General features: G+C 71.7%; 9 protein-coding genes. 3 read left to right on the top strand and 6 right to left on the bottom strand.

Annotated features, from left to right (window positions below):
* Nucleotides 1-262: 262 nt before the first annotated feature.
* Genes QSK34_RS36355 through QSK34_RS36345 form a run of 3 tightly spaced genes read right to left on the bottom strand, consistent with a single transcriptional unit; the run spans nucleotide 263 to nucleotide 9,692 of the window.
* The gene (locus QSK34_RS36355) at nucleotides 263-6,739 is read right to left on the bottom strand and encodes a hypothetical protein (RefSeq protein WP_285591198.1); all 6,477 of its coding nucleotides are present in this window, start codon (nucleotides 6,737-6,739) and stop codon (nucleotides 263-265) included.
* Nucleotides 6,736-8,070 carry a hypothetical protein gene (locus QSK34_RS36350; protein ID WP_285591197.1) on the bottom strand — a complete coding sequence of 445 codons (1,335 nt, stop codon included), beginning with the start codon at nucleotides 8,068-8,070 and terminating at the stop codon, nucleotides 6,736-6,738. The genes QSK34_RS36355 and QSK34_RS36350 overlap by 4 nt, the downstream gene beginning before the upstream one ends.
* Nucleotides 8,071-8,096: 26 nt before the next feature.
* A complete protein-coding gene (locus QSK34_RS36345) occupies nucleotides 8,097-9,692 on the bottom strand; it encodes a ComEC/Rec2 family competence protein (RefSeq protein WP_285591195.1) in 1,596 nt (531 codons plus the stop codon).
* Between the two features lie 111 nt (nucleotides 9,693-9,803).
* Here QSK34_RS36345 and QSK34_RS36340 point away from each other — a divergent pair, with 111 nt between their 5' ends.
* Complete coding sequence (locus tag QSK34_RS36340; RefSeq protein ID WP_285591193.1) at nucleotides 9,804-10,814, top strand: hypothetical protein; 1,011 nt, start codon at nucleotides 9,804-9,806, stop codon at nucleotides 10,812-10,814.
* Nucleotides 10,815-10,844: 30 nt separating this feature from the next.
* Here the strand turns inward: QSK34_RS36340 and QSK34_RS36335 are convergent, their stop codons facing one another.
* Entirely contained in the window at nucleotides 10,845-11,354 is a 510-nt protein-coding gene (locus QSK34_RS36335) for a GNAT family N-acetyltransferase (RefSeq protein WP_285591191.1), read from the bottom strand.
* A 750-nt stretch (nucleotides 11,355-12,104) separates the two neighbouring features.
* On the opposite strand from QSK34_RS36335, the gene QSK34_RS36330 reads away from it, so the two are divergent.
* On the top strand, nucleotides 12,105-12,938 hold the full coding sequence (locus QSK34_RS36330; protein ID WP_285591189.1) for a hypothetical protein: 834 nt from the start codon (nucleotides 12,105-12,107) through the stop codon (nucleotides 12,936-12,938).
* Nucleotides 12,939-13,235: 297 nt separating this feature from the next.
* Here QSK34_RS36330 and QSK34_RS36325 read toward each other — a convergent pair whose 3' ends face one another.
* Complete coding sequence (locus QSK34_RS36325; RefSeq protein ID WP_285591186.1) at nucleotides 13,236-16,340, bottom strand: DUF7824 domain-containing protein; 3,105 nt, start codon at nucleotides 16,338-16,340, stop codon at nucleotides 13,236-13,238.
* A complete protein-coding gene (locus tag QSK34_RS36320; RefSeq protein ID WP_161482830.1) occupies nucleotides 16,337-17,662 on the bottom strand; it encodes an SWIM zinc finger family protein in 1,326 nt (441 codons plus the stop codon). Before QSK34_RS36320 ends, QSK34_RS36325 begins: the two co-directional genes overlap by 4 nt.
* Nucleotides 17,663-17,706: 44 nt before the next feature.
* Between QSK34_RS36320 and QSK34_RS36315 the strand changes: the two genes are divergently transcribed.
* Complete coding sequence (locus tag QSK34_RS36315) at nucleotides 17,707-18,444, top strand: AAA family ATPase (RefSeq protein WP_285591183.1); 738 nt, start codon at nucleotides 17,707-17,709, stop codon at nucleotides 18,442-18,444.
* Nucleotides 18,445-19,028 lie beyond the last annotated feature (584 nt).

The following is a 19,028-nucleotide window of genomic DNA, read 5'->3' as shown; positions in this document are numbered from 1 at the left end:
TCGATCCACCTTCTGTAGCTCGGCGAGCCTGGGCCGACGCCCTGCACGGCGATGGGTGGGAGGCATCCTCTGTTTCAAGCGGCCAGCGCATCGAGCCGAACGCCAGCTTGGCTTCTCCCCTAGGTGTAGGGGGTTTGGTTGTTGCGTTATGTGGGTTTTCGACAACCCGCCCCCTTTACATTGTAGATCACTACTGGGAGTGTTCGACTCCGGGACGGGCTGGAGGCGATCTCCACACCCCGTCCCGGAGTCACATCGGTCTCTAAGGGAACAGTGCGAAGCGCTGGTCGTCGGTGAGCAGGCCGCGCTGGGCGAACGCGGTGACCAGCCGGACGATCATGGCAACCGGCGCGTCGGCGGACACGACCAGCCAGCCGCTCTCGGCCGAAGGCGCGTACTCCCCCAGGCGGTCGTCCGCGACCCCGTAGACGACGTCCCCGACCTCCGGCGCGAGGGACAGCAGCGTGCTCCCCCACGTCTCCACCTGCTGACGGGTCCGGTCGAGGCCCTCGAAGACCTCCCCCACCGAGGTCAGCACCCCGTTCTCGACCAGCGTCGCGGCCAGGCGCCGCAGCAGGAGGAGCGCCGCCACCGGCCCCTCCGACGCCGCCGCCCAGCCGTTCGAGGGCAGGTAACGCCCGCCCAGCTCCTCATCGCTCACCATGCGCACGATCCGCCCGTTCGGCACGTCGACGTCGCAGACGCCGCCTGCCTCGATGCCCAGGCAGACCGCCATGCGCCCGCCGCCGCTCTCGCTCCATTCCGGCCAGGGATAGGGTTCGGCCAGCAGCCGGTACACCTCCGGCAGGGGGATCACGCCGCAGGCGGCGAGCCGGGCGATCGCGCCCAGGGGGCCGGCGCTGCCGCGCGGCACCACGGTCCAGCCCGCGGGCAGGTCACCGCGCCCGGCTTCGGTGAGGCCGACGGTCAGGCCGTCGCCGGACAGTTCGACGCCGATCCAGCGCGGCACCTCGATCGGGTCGGACCAGTAGGGCTGGATCTCCTCGTGGGCCGCCGACACCCGGATGGTGAGCGCGCCGTACGCGCCCCGGTTCTCGGGGTCGACCTCCACCGTGGCCTGGTTGGTCTCGATGGTCGCGCCCCAGCCGCCGTCGCCGAGCAGCTGCACCCAGTACTGGCCGAACCCCTCCATCCGCTCCCACGCCACAGTGAGCTTCGCGCCGTCGTCGGTCACGGTGACGCCGGCGGGTTTGCGGCCGACGCCGACCAGGGGCGTCTCGGCCCACGGCCCCGTGCGGTCGGCCACGAGCCGGACCCGGGCGCGGAACTCCTGGCCCCAGCGGAACCCCTGGCCGAGCACCGCCGACCGTCCGGCCGGCCCGCTCGCCACCCCGGCGAGCCCGCCGTCGGGGTCGAGCAGTTCCGCCTCGTACGCCAGCGCGGGCCCCTCCCAGGTCAGCGACGCCGTCCCGGAGGAGAAGGCGAGCACGGGGTCCGACAGGGTCAGGTCCATCTCGTACCGCGTGGCGGCGCTCCACTCGGCGGGCAGTTCGCCGGGCCGGACGGCCAGCAGCGCCACCTCGAACACGGTCCGGCCCGGCGGGACCGGGATGCGGGCCTCGGTTCCGGTGACCCCGGCGACGACGTGATCGCCGACGCGGACGTCGTAGCGGCCCACGACGGCATCGGCCCAGGTGACGACGAGCTCGCCCCCGTCCATGGCGACCTGCGGCCGCGGTGACGGCCGCCGCACCAGTTGACGCTCCGCCCACGCGCTCGCGGCGCCTCCCCGGGTGCCGCGAACCCGGCCCGTGTACACGCCGTAGCCGGTCAGCGCGGCGGCGACCGTCGAGTCGAGCCGGAACCCGGCGGGCCCGCCGAGCACACGCCCGTCGGGCGTCACCACCTCGAACGTGTACCCGGAGGCGAACAACGAGCCGTTCCACGTCCCCGTGAACGCGCCGTCGGCGTAGTCGAAGCCCCGCAGAACGGGCGTCTCCGGAGCCGGCGTGCCTCCACCGGAGGAACCGCCCGAGGAACCACCGGACGAAGACCCGCCCGAAGACCCGCCCGAAGAGGAGCCGCCCCCCGACGAGCCGCCGGACGACCTCCTCCGGGGAACGATGCCCGCGACCGCGGCGAGCAGGGCCCCCGCCGTGACGGCGGCCGCCGACGTGGCCGCGGCGACCGTCGTGACGACGGCCTGGGTCGCGGTGGCGAGCGCCGCCTCGGCGAGGCCTTCGCACACCAGCTGCAGCGCCGCCGCGACCGCCTCCTCCGCCGCGAGCACACCGACGATGATCGCGAGCTTCTGCGGCTGCTCCAGCAGGTCGCCGGCGATCGTCGCCGCCGCCCCGCCGATCCCGGCGGCGAGCCGCTCCGGCACGTCCTCCCACGCGGTCGACACCGGCATCAGCACCGTGAACGCCGGCAGGTCGACCTCGACGAACGGATCGCCGGCCCCGGCCACCTTCAACGCGTACGACCCGGTCAGGTCGAACGCCACCTGGTCACCGGCGAGCCGGACCCCGGGCCGCAGCGTGAACGTCGTGCGGAACGCGGTCTTGGCGACGAGGTGGGCCAGGTCCCCGCATCCCTGCCCGGCCCGGCGGCGGATGGCCGCGAACAGGTCGACGAGTTCGCGCGCCCAGTCGAACGACGGCCAGTCGGCGATCGAGAGGTCACCGTCCTCGTAGGCGAAGGTGACGTGGAGGGCGCCGAAGGGGTCGAGCTCGCGGTCGGTCTCCAGCCACCCCGACAACACGGTGCCCCCCGACCGCTTGGCGACCGCGACCCCGGCGGAGAACGGCTCGCCGAAGAACACGGCGTCGGTGGTCAGTTCGAGCCGCTGCCCCTCCCCCGTCCTGACGGCCAGGACCGAGTTCAGCAACGACACGAAGCCGAGGTCGAGCGACCCGAGCTCGATCGCCGCCTCGACCCCGTCGGCACGGACGGTCACGACGGTGTCCAGCTCGAACGGCTCGACGACCGTCAGCTCGACCCGGGCCCGCATCTCGTACACGCCGGTGGCCCGGACGTAGAGGAGTTCGCCGGTCAGGAAGGTGATCTCGATGAACGCGTCCGGCCAGCCGCCGCCGGTCACGCACTGGGCGACGAACGCGGCGATCGGGAACGGCTGGGTGAGCACCACCCGGAACGTCTCGGCCGTGCCGCCGCTCAATCCGAGCCAGCCCCGGCAGGCCAGCCGGGTGTCCTGCTCGCCCTCCTCCGGCGCGGGGCCGAGCTTCACCTCGCCGGTCAGCTGGTAGGACGAGCTCCTGGGAGCCCAGACGTAGGCGACGACGACCGACAGTCCCGACAGGGTGATGCCGGGCAGCCCGAAGGGCTCCTCGATCACGCCGGTGGTCGGCGCGGCGGTGGAGGTGAGCCCGGTGTCGGTGATCGACAGGGTCAGGTCGAAGCCGTGGTCGGCGCCGAACAGCCCGGTCAGGCCGAGGTGGGCGGTCAGGTCGAGCCGGTCGGCGAATTCGGTCGTGTACGCCAGCTTGACCAGGGTCAGCTTGAGGGTGTCGGCGACGGTGATGTCGGGCAGGTCGGCCCAGTAGCGGCCCTGACCGATGGAGGCGTACAACCGGACCGAAGCGGTGCCCGCGGTACCGATCTGCAGGACGTGCGCGGTCAGGCCGGTGGAGAAGTCGAGGTCGGCGGCGACCAGGATGCCGCTCGTGAGCGTGGTCGTGTCGGCGGCGACGACACCGAGCGGCGAGACGGCCGCCGGGTCGACCACGTGGAGCGCCGTGGCGGTCGTCGCGGCCAGCTGCGCGAGGGTGGTCTCGGCCAGGTCGCAGACGACGACCCGGGCCGACCGGACCTTCAGGACCTCGTCCACCACCGACAACGAGGCGGACAGCTGGGCGAAGGTGAAGCCGTCGTCCATGGCCAGGGCCGCCGCGTAGGACCAGCGGCCGTTCGCCTCACCGGCGTAGACGAGGGCGGTGGCGTGCGGGACCGCCCCGTACACGACGAAGAAGTCGTTGGTCAGGTCGAGCGCGAACGCGGCCTCACTGAACGTGCCGAGCGACAGGCCGGTGGGCCAGGTGCCGCCGATCGCGGCGACCTCGTCGATCTTCACGGCGGCCGGATCGCGGATGACACCGCCGAACACGGTCGGCGTCGCCGCGTTCCCGATCCGCAGCGTGAGGTCGGCCGCGATGCCGGCGAACTCCAGGGTGCCGGTGAGGGTGCCGGTCAGCGACTCGCCGTCGAGATCGATGACGCCGCCGAGCGCCCTGATCGCCAGCGTCGTGCCGCCGAGGGTGATCTCCCATTCGGTGCGGGTGCGGCCCGCGAAGTGGAACCGCTCCAGATCGGGGATCGCCGACACCTCCGCCGCCACGATGGTGATCTTCGAGGGCAGGCCGTAGCGGGTCGCGTCGGCGGGCAGCGCGTGCCCGCCGGTCAGGCCGTTGAGCGCGCCGACCAGGTCGACCACGCAGCCCTCGAGCAGGCTTCCGGTGAACTCCCAGGGCGCGGTGGCGGCCGGTTTGACCGCGCTGACGCCGATCTCCAGCCCGGCCAGCGTGACCACGCCGTGGATGTCGGCGACGACCCCGTCCGAGGACGCCGGGTGGGGCAGCGCGAGTTCGGCTCGCACGTCGGTGATCGCCAGCACGCCCTCGGCGACGGTCCACACGTCGGGGGCGTAGATCGTGAACCCGAAGCCGTCGAGCGTGCCGGCAGGGGTGAACGCGACCCACACCTGCGACACGTCGAAGCCCTCCGACAGCGGCAGGCCCACCGGCAGGGCGCCCTCGCCGGGGTCGAGCCAGTCGCCGAGCGCCGCGATGGAGTCGACCTCGACGACGTCGAGGTAGGCGGCGCGCAACAACCAGCCGTCGGTGACCTCGTTCCTGAGCAGGCTCGCGTCGACCGGCTCCCCGGCGATCTCGACCGTGCCCTCCAGCATGCCGGTCACGCCGTCGTCACTGATCAGCAGCGACGCGCCGAACCCGCGCAGGGTCAGCGCGTCCGCGACGACGACCCAGTCGGCGGCCTGCTCGACGTCGAAACCGAGGTGGTGTACGCCTTTCGCGTCGAACGCGACCGAGAACGCCGACAGCTCCAGCTCTCCCAGTGTCGACAGCCCCGGCGGCAGCGCCACCGTCGATCCGAGCAGGCCGAGCAGCGTGCCCAGCGACGGAACGTGGACGCTCGCGCCCTCCTCCATCGCGAGCGTCCACGGCCGGCCGGGGTCGGGCGGCAGGCTCAGCCAGACGTCCATCGCCGCGCCGCCCAGCGCGAGGGTGCCGTGCACGTCGGCGGCGGGAGACCAGCCGTCGGCGGCGTTCGCGCCGATCGCGGCCGACCAGCCGGAGACGGTGAGCGGCCCGAACGTCCACGCGGGGCCCTGCCCGACGGTGAACTCGACCCCGATCAGGCCCGTCGCGTCGGCCAGCACCGCGGCGTGGGTCAGCCGCACGACATCCCCGTACCCGCCGGGCAGCAACGCCGCCGACTCCGCCACGTCGACCCCCGCGAACCTGGGCAGCGCCAGAGCGGGGTCGTCGAGCTCGAAGTACCAGGGACCGTCGGCGGGCACCCCGGCCGCGACCCGGTAGGTCGCGGCGCCGACGGTCAGCAACGCCGACAGCTCCGCCGAGCAACTGGGCGGCTGCCCCGGCACCCGCCGGACCACGCACGTCACCGCGAGGTCCGACAGCGCGACCCCGCCCATCGCCAGGGGCGTGGTCCCGAATCGCAACACGACCCGGGTGGTCGTCGGTTCGAACCCCACGGGCGAGTAGCCCAGGGTGAGCTCGGCGACCCGCAGCCCCGCGAGCTTCAGCAGCGCCCCGGGCAGCCGGACGCCGAGCACGTCGTCGACGCCGCAGGCCGCCGGGCCGGGCAGGGTGGTCCCGGTGAACCGCAGGTGCGGGTCCCGGACGCCCATCGTCGGCAGATCGAGCACGACCCCGTAGTCGGCCTCGCCGAGGGTGACCGTGCCGGTGACCCTCTGGGCGGCCTGGGTCAGGGTGAGCCGCCCGCCGGTGACGGTGACGGGGTCCTGCCCGGCGCGTCTCAGCGTCAACGGCGGCAGGGTCCCCGCGGCCTCCCAGGTGAACTCCGGCGTCAGCGGCCCGCCGACCCGCACACCCGCGGCGCCTCCGGAAAGCGTGCCCTCGAACGCGGCGCCGGCCGGGAGCGGGAACCCGAAGGCGGGGTCGTCGTGGGCGAAGCTCGACGTCACGAACACCGGATCGGTGAAGTCGACGTGGTCGTAGGCGGGCAGGTCGAGCACCCGGCCCGACGCCGGGCGTTCCACCCAGACCAGCCGCAGCTCGTAGTCGGGCGACACCGTGAAGACGACCTCGGCCGGCGTCGCCGGGTCGCCCGTGGTGGCCTCGGAGGTGCCGCTGATCGTCAGCGACGGCACCGACGGGTCGAGCACCGGCAGCGCCTCCGACTTCAGGGTCCGGTCGGCGATCAGCGGCAGCCCGGTGAAGACGTAGGCGTCGCCGCGTTCGGCGACGAGCCGGTCGGACAGGTCGCGGAGGATCGCCGCCGCGTCCGGGACCGTCAGGGTCACCGGCAGGCTGGGCGCCCCGACGGGCGTCACGGTGACCGTGTACGTCTGCCCGCGCACCGGCTCGAAGTCGCAGGCCAGCGGGGAGGCGGGCACCTCGGCCTGGTAGGCGGGGGAACCCGCGCCGTCGGTCACCCGCACCCGGTAGGCGGGCGCGCCGGCGCCCGTCCAGGCCACGACCAGGCGTCCGGCCGTGTAACTCAGCGCCACCTCGGGGCGTAAGGGCTCGCTCACGTGCCACTCCCCGTCGACATCACGGTGTCCAGCGGCCTGACTTCCCGCAGGCCGCCTCGGGACGCGAACCCGTCGCGGGCGATCGCCGCGCGGGTGAAGTGGCTCAGGTCGATCGACAGGCCGTCGTACCTGCTCATCGTCTTCACGTCGAGCCACATCTTCGAGACGGGGTCCATCGAGAACCCGACCTCCGCCGGGAGGCGGATCGCGGTCAGCCCGAAGTCGCCGCTGACCTCGTCGAACTGCGCCAGCGCCGACCAGGTGAAGGCCGAGAGCGCCTCACGCCGGCCCCCGCCGGTCGACCGGGTGACCGTGCGGCGGGCCAGGCCCGCCAGGACGGTGGTGTAGCGCAGCTCGACCGCGAAGTCGCCCGGTCGCGGACGCAGGCAGGGCAGGTCGCCGGTCTTGTCGACCCGGCCGGCGGGCAGGCTGTTGACGGACGCGAGATGGTCGTAGAGGCGGTCCCACATCTCGGCCACGGCGCGGTCACGGGCCGACTTCACGTCGTAGGCCGACAGGGCGTGCACCGTGATCTTCGTCGTGGTCGCGCTGACGCACAACGTCGAGCCCAGATGTTCGGGGTCGGGCATCTCCAGCAGCACGTACTCGCCGATGACCCGGGCCACGATGTCGGAGTCCCCGACGATCTCGTCGATCACGGGGTCGGTGTCCTCCGGCTCGGCGTCCGGCAGCGGGTTGGCCCGCAGGTGCGTCAGCGCCGTCCGGTAGGGCTCCTCGCCCGTCTTGCGGTCGATCACGACCAGCGGTTCCCACCCCTTGACGAGTTCGGCGACGTCGGCGCCCGACAGCAGCTCCAGGTCGACCTCGCAGACGATCGAGGCGCACCGGCTCAGGCCCGTGCCGGTCTCCGGGACGAACGGGTTGATCTGCAGCAGCGACCCGTTCGGCCGTCCGTGGTAGTAGTAGGCCTCCTCGCGCAGCCTCTCCTTCCGCTGCTGCCCGTTGAAGGCGTAGAAGGGCGCCGAGACGTCCCGCGCCCGCGCCTCGGCTGGCCCCATGAAGTCGAGGTACTGCTGGGTGTGCTCGTCCCAGACGTAGGCCTCGCGTTCCTTCCAGTGGGGCACGAACACGCTCGGCGGCACCGCCACCCCGTACACGTTGACCTGGGCGAACTGCATGTAGCCGAGATGGAAGTACGGCTCCGGCCGCAACTTCTCCGGGGCCCGGCAGAACGCGCGCATCACCGGCATGGCGAACGAGTCGTCGAAGCCGACCCAGTGGTCGCCGACCTGACGCGCGATCCGGCCCAGGTAGACCTCGTCGTCCCCGGCGACGACCCCTTTCAGGTACGTCCCGGTGGAACGCTCCACACTTTCCAGTGGCATGTCCGTCCCTCTCAGACCTTGTCCGGGTGATACCACGGGCCGACGCGGTAGGCGGTGGCCATGCCGTCGACCGGCTCACCGGGCATCAGCTCGTAGCCGGGCAGCTTCACGCCGGCGTCGCCGACGAGGCGGGTGACGTCGCCGGTGCCGTACACCTGGACCTGGAGCTTCGCCGGCGCGGTCGCCGAGGCGGCGCGGACCGCGACGATCGTCTCGTCCACCGGGCGGATCGTGATGTCGCCGATCAGGCGTGATTCGAGGGGCTTGGCCGGGTTGGCGACCCCCTTGGCCAGCTTCGTCATCTCGGTGATGTAGACCTGCTCCACCGTGTTGTCGACCTTCTCCTTGGGGGTGGCCGTGCTGAACGGGTCCTCCCACTGGGCGGCGACCGACCGGTGCAGCCGCCGTAGCACCACGTCGGTCGGATGACCGTGGTTGGAGAGCTTGATGCCCGACGAGATCGCCACGACGGTGGGCCGCAACGTCGCCAGGAAGTAGGTGTCGACACTGGAGGCGCTGCCGTGGTGACTGGCCTTCATGACCGTGCAGTGACCCGCGTTCGGCGACCAGTCCTCACCGGCCACCCAGCCCAGCTCCGGGTATGCCTGGACCATCGCGGTCCGGAGCGGCGTCTCGACGTCGGCGTGCGTGTAGGAGACGCCCAGCTTGGGCCGGCGCTTCTTCTTCGAGCCATAGGCCTTCTTCTTCTTTTTCGCCTGGACGGCCTTGGCGATCGGCGGCATCGACTGGTCGGGCGGGTTGCCGCCGAAGGCCATGCCGTCACCCGCGATGTCACCGCCGCAGAAGAATCGGAACGATCCATATTCGAGGACGAACACCAGCGACCGGTCGTTCTCGTCGACCGACTTGCCGGACGTCTTCGACGGCACCGGTTCCAGCCTCCGCGCCTGCTCCAGATGCACCGACTGCCCCGCGGCGATCATCCGGACCGTGATCGGGATCGGCGTGCCGTCGTCGTCCACGACCCCGGTGCCCAGGTCGAAGCCGACCGGGTCGGTGAAGTCCTTCCTCCCGGCCGGGACGCCACCCCGGCCGACCTCGACGACCGTCGTCTTCTGCGTCGGGTGGGCTCTGGCGACCGCCCGCACGGCCTTCTTGAACAGCGGAAAGGAGGTGTTGCCCGGGTTGCGCGCGTCGGCCAGCGGGCTCAGGTAGATCCGGCCGGGCACGTAACGCGTCACGAACTGCTGCTTGCCCTTCTTGGTCTTCCCGGGGACCTTCCTGAGCAGCACGTCGCGCAGGCCCATCTGGTGGTCGTCGTGGAAGTGGCTGACCATCACGTACAGATTCGGGCACCAGCCCGCCTTGCCCTCCACGACGCCGTGGCGGCGAAGCTTGAACAGCACGTCCCGCCCGAACCAGCCGTAGCCGCCGTCGACCAGCAACGCCTTCTTGACCGTGCCCGTCAGCGGGACCTTCTGCTCGATCGCGTACGGCACCCAGTCGATGCGCTTGCCGGGGACGGTCGTGCCCGGAACTTTCTCGATCGCCTTCTTCACCTTGGCGAGGTCACGATTGATGATCAGGATCGAGTCGCCCTGACTGACGTTGATGACATGAATTTCGAGACTCGCACTAACTGTCAACGGCATTCCCGCAGGTCAGGCCCCGATACCTATGGTTGGCTCATTGAACATACGTGGACGTTCCAGGCATGTCGAGACTCCTGGAGCGCGGGAGTCGGCCACAATGAGGCGATGAGTGATCCGCTCGGACACGATGGAGATCGACCGGCGGCGCGTGATCGATGGCTCGGCCGGATCCTGCGCGAGGGCGCCGCTCCCGAACTCCTGGAGGCGCTCGCCGAGCGACTGACGCCGACCGATCTGCAGACGCTGCTGCTGGAGGTCTCCCGCCGCCGCGCCGCCGCGGTGACGCCCGCTCGCCTGCTGCACGCCTACGAGCACAACCGTTTCACCCAGCCGTCGGCGCTGGACCCCGGCGAACTGGCACGCCTGGAGGCCCTGGTGCACAGGCGGCTGTCCGAGCACGCCTTCACCGCCGTGGCGCTGTCACCGCTGTGCCCCCTGGGCACCGTCTCCGCGGTGGCGACCGCGGACCAGAACAAGGTGGTCACCACCGTCCGCACCACCGAGGTCGTCGCGGACGCCACCAACGTGCTGGCTCTGGAATGCGCGGTACGCCGCCGCGACCTGCTGCGCCGCGACCCTCGTTCCGGCCGGCGGGTCCGGCTGGCGGCCGTGCACCGGGTGGTCCGCGCCCAGTCCTACGCCGCGCCCGGCATGGCGGCGCACTTCACGATGCTGGGGCTGTGCACCGCCGGCCGCGACGAGGGCTCGTTCGCATTCGAGACCACAGCCCTGGCCGAACAGATCGGCGTCCACCTCGACCTCCTGGACAGCGTCCGCACCCTCGGCCATCGGGTCACCGAGGTACGCGTGTCCGTCACCGACCTGACCGCCGGACGGCACCGCCGAACCCTGCGCGAGAACGTCCTCGACCCGCTCACGCAGGCACACCCCACCACCGTGTTCGCCTTCGACGACGATCGCACCGGCGGCCGCGGCTACTACCGGGACGCCTGCTTCGAGATCCGCGCCACCACCCCGGCCGGAGACGATCTCAACCTCGGCGACGGCGGCTTCGTCACCTGGAGCGCCGACCTGCTCAACAACGCCAAGGAACGCCTGCTCATCAGCGGTCTGGGGCTCGAGCGCCTGTGCGAACGCTTCGCCCGCCCGCGGTGAGACGGGCATCCGGCCGATGTGACCGCTCCCCTACGGCCACGGCGGACGAGACAATCGCCAGACCAGGTCGACGCCGCTCTCCCCCGGGGCCGACGGCAACCTGCCGGCCCGGCGCCCGGTCTGACTGAAGCCCGCACGCCGGGCCACCGCGCCACTGGCGGCGTTGGCGACATCATGGACGATCTCGACGTATGCCACAGCCGGCAGCGTGAACGCCTGCTCGGCCAAGGCGGTCACGGCCAGCGTCGCCAGACCGCGCCCGGTCACGGCCGGATGCAGCCAGTAGCCGATCTGCCGGCCGCCGGGGTCGGCACCGGTGGACATCCCACAACTGCCGACGACCCTGCCCCGGTGAACGATCGCGTAGTCGTAGGCCTCTCTGCGCTCCCACCGAGACCCGCACCGCGCCAGGAAATCAGCGGTGGCCTGCCTGCTGTGCCCGGCCACCCACGGCATCCACGGGCGCAGGTGCTCCAGCGACTCCCCGATCAGCCGAAACAGCAGCATGACGTCCTTCTCCGGCCGCTGGCATCGCAGCATTACCTTCCCCGTGCTCGACCAATGGTTGCGGCCTCATGCCCTCGATGATGACCGCGATGCGATGGCCCATCGATGATGGGTCCCTCCCCCCGCGTGGCTTCCGAGTTCATGTGCCGGTTGCCGAGCACGACCATGCCCTCCCAAGATCCACCAGGCCTGCCTGCAGGCGCGCACCGCTGTGGCATGCTTCTCTGTTTCAAGCAGTCAGCTCATTGGCCGGGCACCGAACTGAGTCCCGTTCTCGCTGAGGAGTTTGTTTTATTCATTTGTTGCGCTCTTTCACCCGGCGCCTTTACTTTGTAGATCATTATCTCTTGTCGGCGAGCGGGCTTCGGTGCCCTCTGCAATAGACCCCCTCGAAGCAGCGTGGTCCCCCGAGGACGCAGGGACCACGGCGGCTGGGACCTGTCGCCGCCGCTCCCCGCGCCGCGCCCGCCGTCAATTGGCATTTGAACTGAAGATTCACCCCTCCCCGGCCCGAAGACCGTCGCGCGCTTCCGCAGCTGAGTGGATTCTCAGGGCCCCTCAGCGAGATCACAGCCTTGACAGAGCACGCTCGTCGAGTCGTCCAGTCACGGGGGCCGAGGAGTTCGGATGAGAGCCGAGGCATTAGGCGGGCCGCGCAGGTGGCCCTACGTTGCGGCGGGGTGGAGTGCGGCCTATGGGGTGGCCCACGTGTGGTGGCTGATGGACCCGGGATCACCCTCGGCTCCGCCTGAGGAGCCGTTCTCTCCCGGCCGGTGGGCGGCGGTGACGCTCGCCTTGACGGCCGCGGCGGTGTGCGCGCTGATCGCCGCCGGGACCGCGCACCACTGGGCCGTGCCCGCGCGGTGGACGCTGGTGGCGCTGGCATGGGTGGCCGGGGCCGGGCTGATCGTCTATTCGTACATGCTCCCCATCAGTCTCGTCACCATGTTCTTCGGCCAGATCGACCACTGGGGAAGTCTGCTGACCCGCGCGGCCGGAGCGACGGCGGGCGTGCTGACGCTTGGATGTGCCGTCGCCGAGCAGCGCAGGGTCCGGCGGGCCTGCGTCCACTGCGGCCGGGTGCACGGCCGTTCGCCGGAGCGGCGCACCGACCCCGCACCGCGCTGGGCCTACCTCGCCGCCTACGTCGCGATCGGCGGTTGCGCGGCTCGGGTGACCGCGCTGGTGCTCGACTCCGTCACGGCGCACGAGCCGCTGCCGTTCATGGACGGTTCGCCTTTCGCGGTCTTCGTCATCCTGATGATCCTTGCGGGCACCCTCCTGCCGCTGGCGTTGGTCCACCGGTTCGGCCGGATCTGGCCGCGGTGGGTGATTCCGCTGGCAGGGCGTGATGTGCCGCGATGGCTGGTGCTCGGACCCGCCTTGTTCGTCGGCGCCGGCCTGGCCGGCTACTTCGGCGTGGCCGGGATGACCGCATGGATTCTTGGCAAGGGCAACCTCGGCCAGGCCCCGGTCTGGAAGGTGTCGATGGAGATGTTCGGCTACACACTGTGGGGCCTGGGCCTGCTCGCCGCCGCCATGTCCTACTACGGTGCGACCAGGCGACCTTGTCCTGTTCCCAGAGGTCACCATCCCGCGCACCCGCCGACGTCATAGCGGCGCTCGGCTCTCATGACAGGCGCGAAGCGAGCAATGAGGGCATTCGAGGCGCGGTTCAGCGCGACGTAAATGATGGCGGGCCGCGGACGGCAGCGCGGACGGCAGCGCGGACGGCAGCGCGGACGGCAGCGCGGACGGCAGCGCGGACGGCAGCGCGGACGGCAGCGGGCGGAGCGCCCTCACCAGTTGGTGAAGGCGCCTCGCGGTCGACGCGCGGAAGGGAACCGCGTTCGTCAGCCAGGTGGCCGCCCCGCCGGACCGTGGCTGATCGCCACACCCGCCATCATCAGCACCTCAGCTCGTTGCCGTTGTTCCAGTCGGATCCGATCCGGCCCCTGTGCTCGGTACGCATGTCCCGGTGAGCTGGGCGTGGAGCCGCTTGCACTCGTGGACGAAGCGGATCGTCCGGCGGCTCTTCGCGAACTCGGCGATGACCGGGATCTCCCCGCGCGCACCCGTCCACCGGGCCACGTCGGTGGCGAAGGCGACCAGTTCGGCCTGCGGGACGGTGATGCGGCGGCCTTCGCCGAGCAACTCGGGCAGCATGGCGCGCAGCATGCGCCACACCTCGTGGTGGCCGCCCGCCTCGGCCAGGTCGGCCAGGGCCGTGACGACGGGCCGGGTCTCCAGCCAGGTGTTGCGGATCAGCAGCGCGAGCCGTCGGCCCATGGTCTCGGCGGGCAGGTCGCCCCGCGCGGCCATGCGCAGGACCAGCGGGATCGTCCGGGACGGCTCCGCGCCGAGCAGATAGGCGACGATCGTCGCCGTCGCGTCGCCCAGGGGGCCGTCGGCGGCGACCATGCGGGAGACCTCGCGCTGGCCCACGCACGGGCTCCAGTAGGTGCGGAGCGTGAAGGGCAGGAAGTTGACCGCCACGACCTCCCGGTGGGACGGCACCATCGTGGGCCAGGCGCCCATCGCCCCGCCCTTCTCGTCGTCGGTCCACTCGAACGGCTGCCGCAGGGCCACCTCGTCGATGAGCCGGACACCGGTGGGCGCGGCCCGCAGCACGGGCGTCAGCCGGCGCTCGCCGCCCTCGGCCGGCTGCGGCCAGGTCGCGCCGCACTCCGGGTCGGGCATGCCCTCCCCCGCCAGCCAGGCGGCGACCTGCCGGGCTGCGGCCGATCCGATCGCGGCGGCGCGGGCGGCTTCGGCCGGGTGGTTGCCCCTCGGGAGCCGGAGCAGCGCCTGGGCCAGGTCGGCCTCCAGTGGCTCGCGGCCCGCGGCGGCGCAGCTCTCCAGGCGGTCGACCAGCACGGCGGGGTCGAGGTGGCCGCGCAGCCAGGTCGGGGTGGCCAGCAGCACGGGCGGCAGCGTGTCGGCGCGGAGGGCGTCGAGGATCTCGGCGTAACGGTGCAGCAGGAAGTCGTGGAGCGGGGAGATCATGTTCGGGTGGGGCAGCAGGTGCTGCCGCCGCCATTCCTCGGCCTCGGGCAGCGGGGCGGGTTGGAAGGAGCGCTGCCGGGCCGGGAAGTAGGTCACCGTCACCGCCGCACACGGCTCGTCGTCGCCCGGCGGGGGCACCGGGCCGCCCGTGCGCATGGCCTCGATCCGGGCGGGGTGGACGCCGAGTTCCGCCATCCGTTCGTAGACCCCGTCCAGGACGAAGTCGGGCATCGCTTCCCCGACGTCGGCGTGCCTCTCTTCGTCGTCGTGGAAACGGTTCCACCGCATTTCGGCGGCCCTGGCGACCGCTTCGTCGACGGGTGCTCCGGTGAGGGAGACCCAGCCGTTCCGGTAGGGAACCCGCTCGCCGTTCTCGCGGGCCTCGGCCGTGGACGGGCCCTCGTCGCTCGTCCAGGTGATGTCGATGGACCGCACGGGGGCGTCGTCGTCGAGATAGTGGCCCCGCTCCGGGTGTCCGAAGCTGACGGTGATCCCCCGGTAGGTCTGTTCCGGCGGCGCGATCTCCGCACCCCGTGTCACGGCGAGCACCTGCGTCGAGTAGCTCTCGCCCTCCCAGAACCGCTCCGGCCCGAGCGGCGGCAGGACCGGCACGCTGCCAGGCGAGACCAGCTCGGCGGCGAGGGTCGTCTGCCACGCGTCGGGGCTGGTGCGCCGGGCGTCGGCCTGCCGGTAGTAGGACTGCTGCTCGACGTAGGGCGTGAGCTCTCGGCGCAGTTCCGCCCGGTCGGCGTGGATGCCGGCGACGAAGGCGGCCAGCCAGCGCTCCAGGCGGATCCACTCGTCGAGGCCGGAGGGGACGATCGACGGCTGGGGGAACGGCTCGGGCTCGGGCGGTTCCGGGAGCGGCGGGAACTCCTTGCGCTCCAGCAGGTCCTCGACCGGCACCTCGCCGCCGAACCGTGTCGCCAGGGCGGCGGCGAGCCCGGCGGGCAGTTCGGGGATCGCCGCCAGGAACGCCTCGGCGTGAGCCGTGAACAGGCCGGCGTGCTTCATGGTCAGTTCGGCCGCGCGGTTGCGCACGTCGAAGGACGTGTGGGCGTACGCCATGGTCAGCGCCGTGACGAAATCCCCCGCGTGCTCCGGGGTGGCCCGGATCGTCTGGTCGGTCCAGCGCAGGCCCACAGCGGCGAGCTTGGCCTCGGGGCGGAAGGTCAGCGCCTCCACCGCCTCCACCAGGTCGGCGTGGTCGAGCGGCAGCGCCCGCCGGACCTGCGCGGCGGCCAGTTCGGCGACCGGGCCCGGTGCCGACGGCAGCAGGCGCAGGTAGTCGCGCACGCGGGGCGCCGACTCGGCGGGCGTGGGGTCGAGAAGCGTGTGCAGCCGGACGAAGAACCGCAGGTCCTGCGGGTCGCCGCCGCGCAGGAACCGGCTCACGCACCCGTCGAGCGCCTGCTCCCTGGGCAGCTCGCGGACGGCGGTGGCCAGCCAGTGGGTCGGCTCGGGCTCCAGCCGCTCGTCCCGGAGGGCGCGGCCCGCGCCGTCGGCGTCGAAGACCCGGGGCAGCAGAACGGGGGTCAGCGGGTCGTCGGCGACGCCCGGTTCGGACAACCACGCGGCGACCAGCGGGTCATGCTCGGGCGGCGCCGCGCCGGACTCGCGCAGCAGCGCCACGGCCAGCGGCGCGATGCGGTCACCGGGCCGCCGGATCCGCTGGGCCAGCCGGACGGCGACGTCGCGCCGCCACTCCGGCGGCCGGGTGGCCGCTACCCGGCACACCAGGGCGACGTCGATGGGGGCGGCCCAGCGGCGGGTGACGTCGCGGCCGGTCATCCACGTCACGGCGGCGGCCGGGCCGGTGATGACGCCGGCCCCGGTCAGCAGCAGCATGGTGGCGTCGAGCGGCTCGTCGGGGACGCGCACCTTCTTGACCAGGCCGGGCAGCTGCCCGGTCAGCTCGGCGCGCTCCTCCTCGGTGAGGGTGACCAGCCGGTCGGCCAGCCGGGTGATCGACCTGTCGGCGAGCAGGTGGGAGATCTCCGCCAGGAGGCTCATCGGGAGACCTCGACGGCGGCGCGGGCGGCGATGCGGGCGGCGAGCACGTGTTTGCACGGCCCGCGGGAGCCGCGATGGTCCCACCACCACTCGCAGGTGCAGGAGCCGTCGGTCAGCGAGACCCGGCGGGTTCCGCCCGAGGTGGTGACGCTGGCCAGCTCGCCTTCGAGCCGCACCGCCCCCGCCTCGACCAGCGTGCGCGCCTTGGCCAGCCGAGGGTTGAGCAGGAGCACGTTGTCCTTGTCGTAGGGCAGCTCGCGGTGGAAGTGGGCGGCCTCCGCCAGGTCGTAGCCGACCCGTCCGGCGACGCCGAGCTGGGTCAGCGCGGCCCGCACCCGGTCGGCGGGGATGCCCGCGCGGTCGGCCAGCAGGCCGATCTCGACCTCGGGCTCGAAGTTGAGCAGCATGCCCACCACGTCGGCGTCGTTCTCGGCCTCGTCGGTGGCCAGGTCGTCGAGGACCGCGCCTTCGCCGGAGAAACCGCGCCAGCGTTCGGGGGACAACACGAGCGTGTAGCGCATTCCGGGCAGCTCCAGCTCCCAGGCGCTGGAGGCGGCGTCGCCCGGGCCGTACACACGAAGGGTCTTCGCGAAGCGCAGGAGCGGCAGGAGCGTGCCGAGCCGGTTGGGAGCGGCGAGCCGCACCGAGCCCGGGACCTGACGGTCGGAGACCCTCAGCTCACGCCCCGCCTGGGTCGCCCACAACGTGCCCTTCTTCGGCAGCCCGCGCAGGAACCGCACCGCCGCCAGGCCCGCCAGCTCGCCGCGCTGGTCCATGCCCGAGGCGATGACCTGCACCTCGGCGAACCCGCGCAACCAGCGTTCGGGCAGCGGCACCTTCTTCTCCACCACCGCGCCGTCCATCGTCGTCACGACCAGCTCGTCGAGCCCGACCCCCAGGTGCAGCGGATCACGCGCGCCGACGCGCGCCAGCGCCTCCCGCAGCGGCGCGTTCACGTCGACGTTGGTGGTCCCCCGGTCGAACACCTCGCCGTCGAGCGCGCCGCCCAGCAGGTCGAGCCGGGCGTAGACCCCGCCGCAGGCCGAGAACGACTCGAACCTCAACCGGTCTCCGTTGCACGTCACCACCGGATCGCGCACCCAGCTCCGCGCCTGCGGCTGGTGATAGCGCGCCAGCGCCACATCGGCGACACCGAGCAGCGCCGCCGCGGCGGGCGCCGCCTGGGTCACCACGCCGCTGAAGAACCGGGGTGCCACGGACGGCCCGGTCAGGGCCCGGCCGCCAGAGGTCGCCAAACCGAGGCGGCCGTCGACAAGAGAGGAGGGCGCGGCGTACGTGTACGCCTGCGTCGCTGAAGTCATGGCCGGGACAATAGATCTCCCCACCGACAAACGAGAGACCCTCCGTGCTGATCACCCGACTGAGCGCCCGGCGACTCCCGGACTCCTGGTGCGCCGCCCTGCCCGCGGTCCGCCACCTCTCCGACCGAGGCCTGCCGCTGACCGCCCCTGTCACCTTCCTCGTCGGTGAGAACGGGTCGGGCAAGTCCACGATCATGGAGGCGATCGCGGACGTGAGCAAGATCAACTCAGAAGGCGGCAAGGCAGGCACGAAATACGCCAGCACCGGCCCCGCCACCCCGCTCGGCGAGGTCCTGGACGCCGAACTCACCGTCGCCGGCGGCCGCCTGCTGCACGGTCCCCGCCTGAAACGGCGCGCGTTCTTCTTCCGGGCCGAAACGCTCTTCAACCTCGCCCGGGGCGTCATCACCAAAGAGGGAAAGGGCTTCTGGGAGGACGACCTCACCACGCAGTCCCACGGCGAGGGTTTCTTCACCGTCCTGGCCTACATGGTCGACGGCCCGGGCCTCTATCTCATGGACGAGCCGGAGGCCGCCCTCTCCTTCGGCTCCTGCCTGCGTCTGGCGGCGTTGATGCACCGGGTCGCGGGCGAGGGCGGCCAGATCATCTGCGCCACCCATTCGCCGATTCTCACGAGCCTGCCCGGAGCCCAGATCATCGAGCTGGGCGACCACGGCTGCCGCGTGACGGAGTGGGCCGAGCTCCCCCTGGTCGACGACTGGCGGCGCTTCCTCGCGCGACCCGAGCTGTACATGCGGCACATCGTCGATCGGGAGATCTGAGGCCGGCGCTTCGCCGAACCTTTCCGTGCGCGGGCTCTCCCTCGTCCGGGGTGATACCTGACCGCTGTCCACTCGGGCGCATTGGGCACTCCAGCGGGCGGGCGTCCTCTGGCACCTGAATTCGAGTGCAGAGAGGCTTATGGGCAGACCTGAGATTCCCGGCGGAATGTGAATCATCACCGGAAATGTCGGAGCCTGCCCAGCGCTAGGCACGCTCGGCAGGCTCCTTGATCGCAATGGAGGTGCGACCCATGGGTGAGCCTACGGTCGGCTCCGTGTCAGGCGTCCTTGCCGAGTTGGAAGGGCCTGACCTGTTGTCGCGGCGGGCTACGGCTCCAGAGACAGAGAGCCTCACATCCCTTACCGCGGGATCTATGCATCTAGGTCGTGTTTCGAAGTCGGGTTAACCAGTCGTTGATGGCGGCGATCTGGACGGCGGCTTCGTAGCGGACGGCGAGTTTGATGCCCCTATGGATGTCAAGTGCGCTGTGGTGTTGTGATGATCTTGTAGATCTCGCGGGCGACGTAGCGCTTGAGACAGCGGATGGCTTCGCGCCGGGTTTTGCCCTGGGCTTGTCGTCGGG

The organism is Herbidospora sp. NBRC 101105 (assembly GCF_030269205.1).
Classification (GTDB): domain Bacteria; phylum Actinomycetota; class Actinomycetes; order Streptosporangiales; family Streptosporangiaceae; genus Herbidospora; species Herbidospora solisilvae.
Note: the sequence above shows the minus strand (reverse complement) of the source record. Positions and strands in the feature narration are given on the sequence as shown.

What these genes read in the sequence shown, in the direction of transcription:
- QSK34_RS36340 (WP_285591193.1), top strand. Translation starts at nt 9,804, where the DNA reads ATGAGTGATCCGCTCGGACACGATGGAGATCGACCGGCGGCGCGTGAT.
- QSK34_RS36335 (WP_285591191.1), bottom strand. Translation starts at nt 11,354, where the DNA reads ATGCTGCGATGCCAGCGGCCGGAGAAGGACGTCATGCTGCTGTTTCGG.
- QSK34_RS36325 (WP_285591186.1), bottom strand. Translation starts at nt 16,340, where the DNA reads ATGAGCCTCCTGGCGGAGATCTCCCACCTGCTCGCCGACAGGTCGATC.
- QSK34_RS36320 (WP_161482830.1), bottom strand. Translation starts at nt 17,662, where the DNA reads ATGACTTCAGCGACGCAGGCGTACACGTACGCCGCGCCCTCCTCTCTT.